Here is a 14180-nt window from a genome sequence, read left to right as displayed (position 1 = left end):
GGGTGAAGCGACCCACCCCGTCGCTTTCCCGCACGGCCCGCACCGCCGAAGCCCCCCTGAATCACGACATCAATGGAGACAGGACGTGTCCCGTCAGGTGTTCCTCTACGACCAGCCGGACCGCTTCGTGGCCGGCACGGTCGGACTGCCCGGGCGCCGTACCTTCTTCCTCCAGGCCATCGCAGGCCCCCGGGTGACCAGCGTGGCCCTGGAGAAGACCCAGGTCGCCGCGCTCGCCGAGCGCATGGACGAACTGCTCGACGAGGTCGTGCGGCGGAGTGGCGGCAGCGCGGCCGTCCCCGCCATGGCGCCCACCGAGATCACCGACACCGCCCCCCTCGACACCCCCATCGAGGAGGAGTTCCGCGTCGGCACCATGGCCCTGGCCTGGGACGGCGAGGACCAGCGCATGATCGTCGAGGCGCAGGCACTGGTCGAGCTGGACGCCGACACCGAGGAGGACCTCGCCGAGGCCGAGGAGCGCCTGCTCCAGGACGAGGAGAACGGGCCCCCGATGCTGCGGGTCCGACTGACCGGCGCGCAGGCCCGGGCATTCGCCAAACGCGCTCTCGACGTCGTCAACGCCGGGCGGCCGCCGTGCCCGCTGTGCAGCCTCCCGCTCGACCCGGAAGGACACGTATGTCCGCGCCAGAACGGATACCGCCGCGGAGCGTGACGGCCGATCCCGACCCCGCCGAGCTGCTCGCGCGAGGTGAGCTGAGCGTGCGCGGCCGGATCCGCGAGGCGTCCAACGCGGCGCTGTTGTGCACCGTCACCCTCGACGGCCGGAAAGCCTCCTGCGTGTACAAGCCGGTGGCCGGGGAGCGCCCCCTGTGGGACTTCCCCGACGGTACCCTCGCGGCCCGCGAGGTGGCCGCCTACGAGGTCTCCGAGGCCACCGGCTGGGGGCTCGTACCGCCGACCGTCCTGCGCGACGGCCCGTACGGCGAGGGCATGTGCCAGCTGTGGATCGACGTCCACGCCGAGGCCGAGCTGCTCGCCCTGGTCGACGGCGAGGAGCCGGAGCCGGGCTGGAAGGCGATCGGGTTCGCCGAGGTCGGGGAGGGCCGCACCGCACTGCTGGTGCACGCCGACGACGAGCGGCTGCGCCGGCTCGCCGTCCTGGACGCGGTGATCAACAACGCCGACCGCAAGGGCGGCCATCTCATGCCCACCGCCGACGGCAGGCTCTACGGCATCGACCACGGCGTCACCTTCAACGTCGAGGACAAGCTGCGCACGCTGCTGTGGGGCTGGGCCGGTGAACCCCTCACCCCGGAGGCCGTCGACGTCCTCAAGGGCCTGCGGGAGGCCCTGGACGGGCACCTGGGCGAGCGGCTGGCCGGACTGATCACGTTGGCCGAGACCGAGGCCACACGCGCGCGTGTCGACGCGCTGCTCGCCTCGGGCCTGCATCCGGAGCCCGGCGGTGAGTGGCCCGCCATCCCCTGGCCACCGGTCTGAGCACGTCCGGCGCCGATCCGCAAGAACGCCGAACCGGTCATCCGGCCCGATCCCGTTCGTATCCGCAGCTCGGCGCCGGTTAGGCTCATGTACATGCATGCCTGGCCCGCTTCCGAGGTCCCCGCCCTGCCTGGTCAGGGCCGCGACCTGAGGATCCACGACACCGCGACCGGCGGCCTGGTCACCCTCGCCCCCGGTCCCGTCGCCCGTATCTACGTCTGCGGCATCACCCCGTACGACGCGACCCACATGGGTCACGCGGCGACCTACAACGCGTTCGACCTGGTTCAGCGCGTGTGGCTCGACACCAAGCGGCAGGTCCACTACGTCCAGAACGTCACCGACGTCGACGATCCGCTGCTGCAGCGCGCGGACCGGGACGGCGTCGACTGGGTCGCCCTCGCCGAGAAGGAGACGGCCCTCTTCCGCGAGGACATGACCGCACTGCGGATGCTGCCCCCGCGGCACTACATAGGCGCCGTCGAGGCCATACCCGGCATCGTCCCGCTGGTGGAGCGGCTGCGTGAACTCGGCGCGGCCTACGAGCTGGAAGGCGACATCTACTTCTCCGTCGAGTCCGACCCGCACTTCGGCAAGGTGTCGAACCTGGACGCCGCCGCCATGCGGCTGCTGTCCGCCGAGCGCGGCGGCGACCCGGACCGCCCGGGCAAGAAGAACCCGCTCGACCCGATGCTGTGGATGGCGGCCCGCGAGGGCGAGCCCAGCTGGGACGGCAACTCCCTCGGCCGGGGCCGGCCCGGCTGGCACATCGAGTGCGTGGCCATCGCCCTGGACCACATCGGCATGGGCTTCGACGTCCAGGGCGGCGGCTCCGACCTCGCCTTCCCGCACCACGAGATGGGCGCCTCGCACGCCCAGGTGCTCACCGGCGAGTTCCCCATGGCCAAGGCGTACGTGCACGCCGGCATGGTCGCTCTCGACGGCGAGAAGATGTCCAAGTCCAGGGGCAACCTGGTGTTCGTCTCGCGGCTGCGCCGCGACGGCGTCGACCCGGCCGCCATCCGGCTGTCCCTGCTGGCCCACCACTACCGCGCCGACTGGGAGTGGACCGACCAGGTCCTCCAGGACGCCGTCGACCGCCTCGGCCGCTGGCGCGCGGCCGTCTCCCGGCCCGACGGCCCGTCCGCCGACGCGCTCGTGGAGGAGATCCGCGAGGCCCTGGCGAACGACCTGGACGCCCCCGCCGCGCTCACCGCCGTCGACCGCTGGGCGGCCCGGCAGGAGGAGCAGGGCGGCACGGACACGGGCGCACCGGGCCTGGTCACGCGGACGGTGGACGCGTTGCTCGGGGTGGCCCTCTGACCACCCTCAGGGGATGTGCCCTTGAGGGGCGCGGGGAACTGCGCGACCAGCCACGACGGTCCCTCAGCCGCTCGACGGCCCGTCGCGGCACCCCGTAGCGCGTCGGCATCACGGCGATGGGGCGCTTCCCCGCCCGGGAGGCGTCCCTGAGGGGCGCGGGGAACTGCGCGACCAGCCACGACGGTCCCTCAGCCGCTCGACGGCCCGTCGCGGCACCCCGTAGCGCGTCGGCATCACGGCGATGGGGCGCTTCCCCGCCCGGGAGGCGTCCCTGAGGGGCGCGGGGAACTGCGCGACCAGCCACGACGGTCCCTCAGCCGCTCGACGGCCCGTCGCGGCACCCCGTAGCGCGTCGGCACCACGGCGAAGGGGCGCTTCCCTCACGCGGGAAGCGCCCCTTCGCCGTACCTCAGTCCTCCGAGCTGTCCTCGTCGTCGCCCTCGGCCGTATCCGGCTTCGGCGGCTTCGGCGGCCGGTTCTTCCCCCCGGGGCTGTCCCGCAGGTACGACCCGCCGTCCCCGCCGTCCGCCGTCGCGTGGCCGCCCGGAGGGGGAGGGCTGACATCCCGGCGTCGCAGGTACCGCTCGAACTCGCGGGCGATCGCCTCACCGGACGCCTCCGGCAGCTCCGCGGTGTCCCGGGCCTCCTCCAGCGTCTGCACGTACTCGGCGACCTCGCTGTCCTCCGCGGCCAGCTGGTCCACGCCCACCTGCCAGGCCCGCGCGTCCTCGGGCAACTCGCCCAGCGGGATGCGCAGGTCCAGCAGGTCCTCCAGGCGGTTCAGCAGCGCCAGGGTGGCCTTCGGGTTCGGCGGCTGGGAGACGTAGTGCGGTACGGCGGCCCACAGCGACACCGCCGGGACGCCCGCGTGCGTGCACGCCTCCTGAAGAACGCCGACGATGCCCGTCGGGCCCTCGTACTTGGTCTCCTCCAGGTCCATGCGGCGGGCCAGGTCCGGGTCGGACGTGACCCCGCTGACCGGGACCGGGCGCGTGTGCGGGGTGTCACCGAGCAGGGCGCCCAGGACGACCACCAGCTCCACGCCCAGCTCGTGCGCGAAGCCGAGCAGCTCGTTGCAGAACGAGCGCCACCGCATGGACGGCTCGATGCCGCGGACCAGCACCAGGTCGCGCGGCTTCTCGCCGCCGACACGGACCACCGACAGCCGGGTCGTCGGCCAGGTGATCTTGCGCACACCGTCGTCCATGAACACCGTGGGGCGGTTCACCTGGAAGTCGTAGTAGTCCTCGGCGTCCAGCGCCGCGAACACCTCGCCCTTCCACTCGCGTTCCAGGTGCGCGACCGCCGTGGAGGCGGCGTCGCCGGCATCGTTCCAGCCCTCGAACGCGGCCACCATGACTGGGTCGATCAGCTCGGGAACCCCCTCCAGCTCGATCACCCAGTGCCTCCTTCCGACGTGCCCTCGCTTGACTCACCAACCTTACGGCGTCCGGCGGGGGCGCCCGCAGCCCCCTTGCGTGGGGGCGTGAACGGATCACTGCCCCGTTCGCCGCCACCGGACACCCCGGCGTCCCGACCTCACGGCGTGGACCGCAGCCACCGCTCCACGCTCGCGATGTGCACGGTCGCCCAGGACCGCGCCGCCTCCGCGTCCCGGTCGCGCAGTGCGGCCAGGATCGCCCGGTGCTCGCGCAGGGTGCGGCCGACCGCGTCCTCCTGGGTGAGGCCCCGCCAGATCCGGGCCCGGGTGATGGGGCCCGACAGCCCGTCGAGCAGTGAGCGCAGCACCGAGTTGCCGGCGCTCCGCACGATGCTCCGGTGGAACTCCAGGTCGGCCGCGACCAGTTGCTCCACCGACAGCTCCGCACCCAGCGCGTTCAACTGGTCCGACAGCGCCTCCAGTTGGTCCTCGCTGCAGCAGTTGCGGATCGAGACTGGTGACGTAGGTGCCGTCGCCCTGCCGTACGTCGAGGATCCGCATCAGCGACAGGGCCCGTACGGCCTCGCGCAGGGAGTTGCGGGACAGGCCCGGCCCGGCGGCCGGTTCGCTCTCCTTGGGCAGCCGGTCGCCCGGGCGCAGCGCACCGGAGACGATCATGCCCTTGATCTTCTCGATCGCCTCGTCGGTGACTGCCACGGACCGGCCTCCTGCCGCCCGGCATCGGATGTCCGGCGTCATTATGCGGGCCCACAGCCGCGGTTCGGGGCGTCCCGCCGGAGCCGGCCGCCCGGCGGCGGGGCACGCGAAAGGGGCGGCTCCAGCCGCGCGGAGCCACCCCTTCGCCGGTGGGGGCGGCTCCAGCCGCGCCGGGCCCCCCTCTCGCCGGTTGGCTTACTTCTTGTCGAGCAGGTCCTGGACCTTCGCCCGGACCTCGTCCGTGGCCAGGCCCCGGATGGTCAGCGTGGTCCGGCGGCGCAGCACGTCGTCCTGCGTCTCGGCCCACTCGTGGTCCCGGGCCCAGACGACCTGCGCCCAGATCTCGGGGGCGTCGGGGTGGACGCGCTCGGCCAGCTCCGGGTTGTCGTTCGCCAGGCGGGCGATGTCGAAGGCCAGCGAGCCGTAGTGGGTGGCCAGGTGCCTGGCGGTGTCGGCGGCCATGCGCGGGCCCGGGGCGGGGTTGTCCACCAGGAGGCGGTGGGCGACCGCGCGCGGGTTGGCGACACCGGGCAGCGGCAGCTTCCTCGGCAGCGAGGAGATCGGCTCGAAGTCGTCGCCGAGCGGGTGGCCCGGCAGCGCCTCCAGCTTCTTCATGATCGTCCGGCCGATGTGGCGGAACGTCGTCCACTTGCCGCCGGCGACGGACAGCATGCCGCCCTTGCCCTCGGTCACCACCGTCTCGCGCTTGGCCTTGGCGGTGTCGCCGGGGCCGCCCGGCAGCACACGCAGACCGGCGAACGCGTAGGTGATCAGCTCCCGCCGGAGCTGCTGGTCCCGGACGGAGAACGCGGCCTCGTCCAGGATCTGGGCTATGTCGTTGTCGTTGACGGACACGTCCGCCGGGTCGCCCTCGTACTCCTCGTCCGTGGTGCCGAGCAGCAGCATGTCCTCCCAGGGGAGGGCGAAGGTGATGCGGTACTTGTCGATCGGGGTGGCCAGCGCGGCCTTCCACGGGGAGGTCCGCTTCAGGACCAGGTGCGCGCCCTTGGACAGGCGGATGGACGGGGCCGCGTTAGGGTCCTCCAGCCGGCGCAGGTGGTCCACCCAGGGGCCGGTCGCGTTCAGCACGAGACGGGCGTCGACACCGAACTCGTCGCCGGACGTACGGTCCTTCAGCTCGGCGCCGGTGACCCGGCCCTTGGTGAAGCGCAGGCCGGTGACCTCGGCGTGGTTGAGGACGACCGCGCCCGCCTCGACGGCCGCGCGGACCGTCATCAGCGCCATGCGCGCGTCGTTCATCTGGTCGTCGCCGTACACGGCCACGGCCTTGAGGTTCTCGGTACGCAGCTCGGGCACGTCCTGCGCCGCCTTGGCGGGGGAGAGCAGGTGGCCCACGCCGTCGCCGAACGCGGAGAGCGCGGAGTAGGCGAAGACGCCCGCGCCGAGCTTCGCCGCGCCGTGCGGCCCGCCCTTGTACACGGGGAGGTAGAAGGTGAGCGGGTTCGCCAGGTGGGGGGCCACCTGGCGGGAGACCGCACGGCGCTCGAAGTGGTTCTCCGCCACCAGCTTCACCGCGCCGGTCTGCAGGTAGCGCAGACCGCCGTGGAGCAGCTTGGAGGAGGCGGAGGAGGTGGCGCCGGCGAAGTCGCCGGCGTCGACCAGGGCCACCCTCAGGCCGGACTGCGCGGCGTGCCAGGCGGTGGAGATGCCCAGGATGCCGCCGCCGATCACCAGTAGGTCGTACGACGCCTTGGAGAGCTGCTCCCTGGTCTCGGCCCGGCTCGGGTTGGAGCCGGAGGCCGGGCGCGTCCCCAGGGCAGGCACGGACTGCAGGGTGGACTGACTGGTCATGTGGGGTACTTACTCCTCGTCAGAGCTGTCTGAGCCGGCGTGCGGGCCGCTCAGCTCTCGTCCTCGAGCCAGCCCATGGTCCGCTCGACGGCCTTGAGCCAGTTCTTGTACTCACGGTCGCGGGTCTCCGCGTCCATGCGGGGGGTCCACTCGGCGGCCCGGCGCCAGTTGGCGCGCAGCTCGTCGGTGCTGGACCAGAAGCCGACGGCGAGGCCGGCGGCGTAGGCGGCGCCGAGGCAGGTGGTCTCGGCGACCATCGGGCGCACCACGGGTGCGTCCAGGACGTCGGCGAGCGTCTGCATCAGCAGGTTGTTGGCGGTCATGCCGCCGTCGACCTTGAGCGTCACCAGCTCGTCGCCGGAGTCCTTGACCATGGCGTCGGCGATCTCCCGCGTCTGCCAGGCGGTGGCCTCCAGGACGGCGCGGGCGAGGTGCGCCTTGGTCACGTACCGGGTCAGACCGGCGATCACACCGCGGGCGTCGGAACGCCAGTGCGGGGCGAACAGGCCGGAGAAGGCCGGTACGAAGTAGGCGCCGCCGTTGTCCTCGACCGAGAGCGCGAGCGTCTCGATCTCGGCGGCGGTGGAGATCAGGCCCATCTGGTCGCGCATCCACTGCACCAGCGAGCCGGTGACGGCGATCGAGCCCTCCAGGGCGTACACCGTCGGCTGCTCACCGATCTTGTAGCCGACGGTGGTCAGCAGACCGGCGTAGGAATTGATGATCTTCTCGCCGGTGTTCATCACCATGAAGGTGCCGGTGCCGTAGGTCGACTTGGTCTCGCCCTCGGAGAAACAGGTCTGGCCGAACAGGGCCGCCTGCTGGTCACCGAGCGCGGAGGCGACCGGGATGCCGCCCAGCAGGTCGCCGAGCTTGCCGCCGGTGACCTCTCCGTAGACCTCGGCGGAGGAGCGGATCTCGGGCAGGATCTGCAGCGGCACGCCGATCGACTCCGCGATCTTGTCGTCCCACTGCATGGTGTGCAGGTTCATCAGCATGGTGCGCGAGGCGTTGGTGACGTCGGTGACGTGCTTGCCGCCGTTGACACCGCCGGTCAGGTTCCAGATGACCCAGCTGTCCATGGTGCCGAAGAGGATGTCGCCGGCCTCGGCGCGCTCCTTGAGGCCCTCGACGTTGTCGAGCAGCCAGCGGGCCTTGGGCCCGGCGAAGTAGGAGGCCAGCGGCAGGCCGGTCTCGCGGCGGAAGCGGTCCTGACCGACGTTGCGGCCCAGCTCACGGCAGAGGGCGTCGGTGCGGGTGTCCTGCCAGACGATGGCGTTGTGGACGGGCTCACCGGTGTTCTTGTCCCACAGCACGGTGGTCTCGCGCTGGTTGGTGATGCCGATGGCCTTGATGTCGTCGCGGGTGATGCCGGCCTTCTGGACGGCTCCGGCGACGACCTCCTGGACGTTGGTCCAGATCTCGTTGGCGTTGTGCTCGACCCAGCCCGGCTTCGGGAAGATCTGCTCGTGCTCCTTCTGGTCGACGGCGACGATCCGGCCGTCCTTGTCGAAGACGATGCAGCGCGAGGAGGTCGTGCCCTGGTCGATCGCGGCGATGAAGGGGCCTGCGGTGTGGGCGTCGGTCACTGTGTGCTCCTGAGGGTCCGTGGTGTTGGGGCTGTACGTACGGCGCGCGCTCAAAGACTCGGTGCGTGCGTGTCGCTGCTTTAAGCGAAGGCGGCGTTGTAGATGCCTGCGGCGATCGCGCCGCCGATCAGCGGACCGACGACCGGGATCCAGGCGTAGCTCCAGTCGGAACCGCCCTTGTTGGGCAGCGGCAGGAGGCTGTGCACGATGCGCGGGCCGAGGTCACGCGCCGGGTTGATCGCGTAGCCCGTCGGGCCGCCGAGCGAGAGACCGATCGACACCACCACGAGCGCGGTGATCAGCCCGCCGAGGACACCGAGTCCGTTGCCCTTGTCGTTCAGGCCCTGGGTGAGGACCGCGAGGATCAGGACGACCGTGCCGATGATCTCCGTGGCGAGGTTCTGCGCCGCGTTGCGGATCTCCGGACCGGTGGAGAAGACGCCGAGGACCGGGCCGGCGCCCTTCTCCTGGGCCTCGACCGCCTTGGCCGAGGTGGCCTGCGCACCCGGGCCGCCGACGATCTCCTTGTCCGTCAGGTGCGCCTGGAACTGGCCGTAGTAGGCGACCCACACCAGGGCCGCGCCGATCATCGCGCCGAGCAGCTGGCCGGCGAAGTAGGTCGGAACGTTGCTCCAGTCGCTGTCCTTGATGGCCAGGGCGACGGTGACCGCCGGGTTGAGGTGCGCGCCGGACAGCGGTCCGGAGATGTACACGGCCGTCAGGACCGCGAAGCCCCACCCGAAGGTGATGGCGAGCCAACCGGCGTTACGGGCCTTGGAGGCCTTCAGCGTGACAGCGGCGCAGACGCCGCCGCCGAGCAGGATGAGTATGGCGGTACCGATGGTCTCGCCGATGAAGATGTCGGAGCTGGACACCCGCGACTCCTTTGTCCTTCGTCCAGGGATAGCCGAACCCCGGGTCCCTCCGGAGGTTCTGGCGCCCTCGGGGGTGAGAGCGATGCCGGCCCTTGGCACTGCCACACTCTAGCGCGTATTGCCGGTAGGTGTTCGACAATGCCGACCGATGGACGGGAGTCTTGCTTCGGCCTTACGCGGTAGTCAAGAGTTCTGTTATCGAAAACAGGATCGTTATTGATCGCTGCGGGTTATCGACCTTCGTGCGTGGACGTACGATCTAGCCCATTTTGTCCATTTCAGGGTAGATCGACTGCCGGAACGCCGCCCGGCGTCCCGGTCGTACCGGTCATTCCGGCCTCGGGGTCTTGCGCGTGTACCGGCCGCCGCCGCTCAGAACCGCCCGGCGCCCAGGTCCCGGGAGACCGCGCGGGCGCAGTCCCGCACCGCCGCGATCAGTTCCGGACGCAGCTCGCCCTCCCGGCACAGCCGCTCCACGGCCCCGGTGATGCCGACCGCGCCCACGGGCATCCGGCGCCGGTCGTGGATCGGCGCGGCGATCGACGCCACGCCCTCCCAGGTCTCCTCCACGTCGGCCGCGAACCCACGCGCGCGCGTGACGTCGAGCAGACGCTCGAAGTCGCCCGGGTCGCACACCGTGCGGTCGGTGAAGGGCTTGCGGTCGGCCTCCAGCGCCTCGCTGTGCGCCACCGGGTCGTACGCCGAGAGCACCTTGCCCAGGGCCGTGGAGTGCAGCGGCTGCATGGCCCCGATCTCCAGCACCTGCCGGCTGTCGTCGGGCCGGAAGACGTGGTGCACGATCAGGACGCCCTGCTGGTGCAGGACGCCCAGGTGCACGCTCTCCCCGCTGGACCGGGCCAGGTCGTCGGTCCACACCAGGGCCCGCGCCCGTAGCTCGTGCACGTCGAGATAGGTGGTGCCCAGGCGCAGCAGTTCCGCGCCCAGCTGGTAACGGCCCGAGGCGTCGTCCTGCTCCACGAAGCCCTCCTGCTGGAGGGTGCGCAGAATGCCGTGGGCGGTGCCCTTGGCGAGGCCCAGTGAGGAGGCGATGTCCGAGAGGCCCAGCCGCCGCTCGCCGCCCGCGAGCAGCCGCAGCATCGCCGCCGCCCGTTCGAGCGACTGGATGTTCCGTGCCATCGCCGTCCTGCCTCCATCCCCTTCGACCGCCCACGGACAGTCACCGTTCGGCAATGTCGAACACTACCGGTCCATGTCGACCTCCCGCTAATGGTCGGTCGGCACCTGTTACATCACATGTGGCCTGAGCGTGGCATCCGGGCCACCCGTCCGCCTCGTGGACGCTGGTGCCCATCCAAGCCGACTCCCGGCTACCCTGACGCCGTGCGGCAACCTCGCCCGTCGGGGGAACCGCATAGCCGACAGCCGTCGCATCCCAGGGAGCCCTTCCATGGCCTCGTCGCCAACGTCCCCTTCCGCCGACAGCCGGACCCGTGTGTCCGCGCTCCGCGAGGCGCTCGCCACCCGTGTGGTGGTCGCCGACGGAGCCATGGGCACGATGCTCCAGGCCCAGGAGCCCACCCTCGAGGACTTCCAGGACCTCGAGGGCTGCAACGAGATCCTCAACCTCACCCGGCCCGACATCGTCCGCTCCGTCCACGAGGCGTACTACGCCGTGGGCGTCGACTGCGTCGAGACCAACACCTTCGGGGCCAACCACTCCGCGCTCGGCGAGTACGACATCCCCGAGCGCGTCCACGAGCTGTCCGAGGCCGGCGCCCGGGTCGCCCGCGAGGTCGCCGACGAGTTCACCGCCGAGGACGGCCGCCCCCGCTGGGTCCTCGGCTCCATCGGCCCCGGCACCAAGCTGCCCACCCTCGGCCACGCCCCCTACGCCACGCTCCGCGACGCCTATCAGCGCAACGCCGAGGGCCTGGTCACCGGCGGCGCCGACGCCCTGCTGGTGGAGACCACCCAGGACCTCCTCCAGACCAAGGCGGCCGTCCTCGGCGCCCGGCGCGGCCTGGAGGCCCTCGGCCTGGACCTGCCGGTGATCGTGTCCGTCACCGTCGAGACCACCGGCACCATGCTGCTCGGCTCCGAGATCGGCGCGGCCCTGACCGCGCTGGAACCGCTGGGCATCGACATGATCGGCCTGAACTGCGCCACCGGCCCGGCCGAGATGAGCGAGCACCTGCGCTACCTCGCCCGCAACGCCCGGATCCCGCTGTCCTGCATGCCCAACGCCGGCCTGCCCGTCCTCGGCAAGGACGGTGCCCACTACCCGCTGACCGCACCCGAGCTGGCCGACGCCCAGGAGACCTTCGTCCGCGAGTACGGCCTCTCGCTCGTCGGCGGCTGCTGCGGCACCACCCCCGAGCACCTGCGCCAGGTCGTCGAGCGCGTCCAGGGCCTCACCCCGCCCCGGCGCGACCCGCGCCCCGAGCCCGGCGCCGCCTCCCTCTACCAGTCGGTCCCCTTCCGGCAGGACACCTCCTACCTGGCCATCGGCGAGCGCACCAACGCCAACGGCTCGAAGAAGTTCCGCCAGGCCATGCTGGAAGGCCACTGGGACGACTGCGTGGAGATGGCCCGGGAGCAGATCCGCGAGGGCGCCCACATGCTCGACCTGTGCGTCGACTACGTCGGCCGGGACGGCGTCGCCGACATGGAGGAACTGGCCGGCCGCTTCGCCACCGCCTCCACTCTGCCGATCGTGCTGGACTCCACCGAGGTCCCGGTCATCGAGGCGGGCCTGGAGAAGCTCGGCGGGCGCGCGGTGATCAACTCGGTGAACTACGAGGACGGCGACGGCCCCGAGTCCCGCTTCGCCAAGGTCACCAAGCTGGCCCGGGAGCACGGTGCGGCCCTGATCGCCCTGACCATCGACGAGGAGGGCCAGGCCCGCACCCCCGAGAAGAAGGTCGAGATCGCCGAACGGCTCATCGACGACCTGACCGGGAACTGGGGCATCCGCGAGGAGGACATCCTCATCGACACCCTGACCTTCACCATCTGCACCGGTCAGGAGGAGTCCCGCAAGGACGGCATCGCCACCATCGAGGCGATCCGCGAACTGAAGAAGCGCCACCCGGCCGTCCAGACCACGCTGGGCCTGTCGAACATCTCCTTCGGCCTCAACCCGGCCGCCCGCATCCTGCTGAACTCCGTCTTCCTGGACGAGTGCGTCAAGGCGGGCCTGGACTCGGCGATCGTGCACGCCTCCAAGATCCTGCCGATCGCCCGGTTCGACGATGAGCAGGTCGGCACCGCCCTGGACCTGATCTACGACCGCCGCAGCGAGGGCTACGACCCCCTCCAGAAGCTCATGCAGCTCTTCGAGGGCGCCACCGCGAAGTCCCTGAAGGCCGGCAAGGCCGAGGAACTGGCCGCGCTGCCCCTGGAGGAGCGGCTCAAGCGCCGCATCATCGACGGCGAGCGCAACGGCCTGGAGGCCGACCTGGACACCGCCCTCCAGGACCGCCCGGCGCTCGACATCGTCAACGAGACCCTCCTGGACGGCATGAAGGTCGTCGGCGAGCTGTTCGGCTCCGGTCAGATGCAGCTGCCGTTCGTCCTGCAGTCCGCCGAGGTCATGAAGGCCGCCGTCGCCCACCTCGAACCGCACATGGAGAAGTCGGACACCGAGGGCAAGGGCACCATCGTGCTGGCCACCGTGCGCGGCGACGTGCACGACATCGGCAAGAACCTCGTCGACATCATCCTCTCCAACAACGGCTACAACGTCGTCAACCTGGGCATCAAGCAGCCGGTCTCGGCGATCCTGGAGGCGGCCGAGGAGCACAGGGCCGACGTCATCGGCATGTCCGGCCTGCTGGTGAAGTCCACGGTGATCATGAAGGAGAACCTGGAGGAGCTGAACCAGCGCGGCCTGTCCGCCCGCTTCCCGGTGATCCTCGGCGGCGCCGCCCTGACCCGGGCCTACGTCGAGCAGGACCTGCACGAGATCTACGACGGCGAAGTCCGCTACGCCCGCGACGCCTTCGAGGGCCTGCGCCTGATGGACGCCCTGATCGGCGTCAAGCGCGGCGTGCCCGGCGCCAAGCTGCCCGAACTGCGCCAGCGCCGGGTCCGCGCCACCGCCGCCACGGAGGTGGCGGAGCGCCCCGCGGAGGGGCACGTCCGTTCCGACGTCGCCGTCGACAACCCCGTCCCCACCCCGCCCTTCTGGGACACCCGGGTGATCAAGGGGATCCAGCTCAAGGAGTACGCGAGCTGGCTGGACGAGGGCGCGCTGTTCAAGGGCCAGTGGGGGCTGAAGCAGACCCGCACCGGCGAGGGCCCGTCCTACGAGGAACTGGTGGAGAGCGAGGGCCGCCCCCGGCTGCGCGGCCTGCTGGACCGGCTCCAGACCGAGAACCTGCTCGAAGCGGCCGTCGTCTACGGCTACTTCCCCTGCGTCTCCAAGGACGACGACCTGATCGTCCTGGACGAACGGGGCAACGAGCGCACCCGGTTCACCTTCCCCCGCCAGCGCCGCGGCCGGCGGCTGTGCCTGGCCGACTTCTTCCGCCCGGAGGAGTCCGGCGAGACGGACGTGGTCGGCTTCCAGGTCGTCACCGTCGGCTCGCGCATCGGCGAGGAGACGGCCAAGCTGTTCGAGGCCAACGCCTACCGCGACTACCTGGAACTCCACGGCCTGTCCGTCCAGTTGGCCGAGGCACTGGCCGAGTACTGGCACGCCCGCGTCCGCGCCGAACTCGGCTTCGGCGGCGAGGACCCCGCCGGCATCGAGGACATGTTCGCCCTGAAGTACCGGGGCGCCCGCTTCTCCCTCGGCTACGGCGCCTGCCCCGACCTGGAGGACCGCGCCAAGATCGCCGAACTGCTCCGGCCCGAGCGGATCGGGGTCCACCTCTCCGAGGAGTTCCAGCTGCACCCCGAACAGTCCACGGACGCGATCGTGATCCACCACCCCGAGGCGAAATACTTCAACGCACGGTGACGCGTGTCTCACCCAGCACACTGATCGGATAAGTCGTACACTGGTCGGTCCACTGCAGGCCGGTTCCCAGCCCGGGAACCGGCCTGGTCGTCCCT

Annotated in this window: 9 protein-coding genes and 1 pseudogene; 4 read left to right on the top strand and 6 right to left on the bottom strand. The window is 71.2% G+C overall.

The window, feature by feature from the left end:
- Positions 1-85 precede the first annotated feature (85 nt).
- The 3 genes from ACIGYR_RS23170 to mshC all read left to right on the top strand — a co-directional run bounded on the left by ACIGYR_RS23170 (position 86) and on the right by mshC (position 2787).
- The gene (locus ACIGYR_RS23170) at positions 86-676 is read left to right on the top strand and encodes a DUF3090 domain-containing protein (RefSeq protein ID WP_391844405.1); all 591 of its coding nucleotides are present in this window, start codon (positions 86-88) and stop codon (positions 674-676) included.
- Positions 640-1464 carry an SCO1664 family protein gene (locus tag ACIGYR_RS23165; protein WP_399601046.1) on the top strand — a complete coding sequence of 275 codons (825 nt, stop codon included), beginning with the start codon at positions 640-642 and terminating at the stop codon, positions 1462-1464. The genes ACIGYR_RS23170 and ACIGYR_RS23165 overlap by 37 nt, the downstream gene beginning before the upstream one ends.
- A gap of 93 nt (positions 1465-1557) precedes the next feature.
- Positions 1558-2787, top strand: coding sequence for a cysteine--1-D-myo-inosityl 2-amino-2-deoxy-alpha-D-glucopyranoside ligase (gene mshC / locus ACIGYR_RS23160; protein WP_391844408.1), 1230 nt, complete (start codon positions 1558-1560; stop codon positions 2785-2787).
- A gap of 409 nt (positions 2788-3196) precedes the next feature.
- On the opposite strand, the gene ACIGYR_RS23155 is transcribed toward mshC, so the two are convergent.
- The 6 genes and pseudogenes from ACIGYR_RS23155 to ACIGYR_RS23130 all read right to left on the bottom strand — a co-directional run bounded on the left by ACIGYR_RS23155 (position 3197) and on the right by ACIGYR_RS23130 (position 10298).
- Entirely contained in the window at positions 3197-4186 is a 990-nt protein-coding gene (locus ACIGYR_RS23155) for a PAC2 family protein (protein ID WP_399601043.1), read from the bottom strand.
- Between the two features lie 140 nt (positions 4187-4326).
- Positions 4327-4885, bottom strand: a pseudogene (locus ACIGYR_RS23150) (FadR/GntR family transcriptional regulator).
- Between the two features lie 195 nt (positions 4886-5080).
- The gene (locus tag ACIGYR_RS23145) at positions 5081-6697 is read right to left on the bottom strand and encodes an FAD-dependent oxidoreductase (RefSeq protein WP_391844413.1); all 1617 of its coding nucleotides are present in this window, start codon (positions 6695-6697) and stop codon (positions 5081-5083) included.
- 50 nt (positions 6698-6747) lie between these two features.
- Positions 6748-8286 carry a glycerol kinase GlpK gene (glpK, locus tag ACIGYR_RS23140; protein ID WP_391844415.1) on the bottom strand — a complete coding sequence of 513 codons (1539 nt, stop codon included), beginning with the start codon at positions 8284-8286 and terminating at the stop codon, positions 6748-6750.
- Between the two features lie 80 nt (positions 8287-8366).
- On the bottom strand, positions 8367-9161 hold the full coding sequence (locus ACIGYR_RS23135; RefSeq protein WP_391844417.1) for an MIP/aquaporin family protein: 795 nt from the start codon (positions 9159-9161) through the stop codon (positions 8367-8369).
- Between the two features lie 372 nt (positions 9162-9533).
- On the bottom strand, positions 9534-10298 hold the full coding sequence (locus tag ACIGYR_RS23130) for an IclR family transcriptional regulator (RefSeq protein WP_391844419.1): 765 nt from the start codon (positions 10296-10298) through the stop codon (positions 9534-9536).
- A 271-nt stretch (positions 10299-10569) separates the two neighbouring features.
- Between ACIGYR_RS23130 and metH the strand changes: the two genes are divergently transcribed.
- The gene (gene metH, locus ACIGYR_RS23125) at positions 10570-14085 is read left to right on the top strand and encodes a methionine synthase (RefSeq protein WP_391844421.1); all 3516 of its coding nucleotides are present in this window, start codon (positions 10570-10572) and stop codon (positions 14083-14085) included.
- The last annotated feature ends 95 nt before the right edge of the window (positions 14086-14180 follow it).

The organism is Streptomyces sp. NPDC053076 (assembly GCF_044546845.1).
In the GTDB taxonomy this organism is placed as follows: domain Bacteria; phylum Actinomycetota; class Actinomycetes; order Streptomycetales; family Streptomycetaceae; genus Streptomyces.
This window is presented reverse-complemented; position numbering and strand designations above follow the sequence as displayed.

Excerpts from the sequence above, each read along its gene's own strand:
- metH (WP_391844421.1), top strand. The coding sequence starts at position 10,570 with ATGGCCTCGTCGCCAACGTCCCCTTCCGCCGACAGCCGGACCCGTGTG.
- mshC (WP_391844408.1), top strand. The coding sequence starts at position 1,558 with ATGCATGCCTGGCCCGCTTCCGAGGTCCCCGCCCTGCCTGGTCAGGGC.
- ACIGYR_RS23130 (WP_391844419.1), bottom strand. The coding sequence starts at position 10,298 with ATGGCACGGAACATCCAGTCGCTCGAACGGGCGGCGGCGATGCTGCGG.
- ACIGYR_RS23145 (WP_391844413.1), bottom strand. The coding sequence starts at position 6,697 with ATGACCAGTCAGTCCACCCTGCAGTCCGTGCCTGCCCTGGGGACGCGC.
- ACIGYR_RS23165 (WP_399601046.1), top strand. The coding sequence starts at position 640 with ATGTCCGCGCCAGAACGGATACCGCCGCGGAGCGTGACGGCCGATCCC.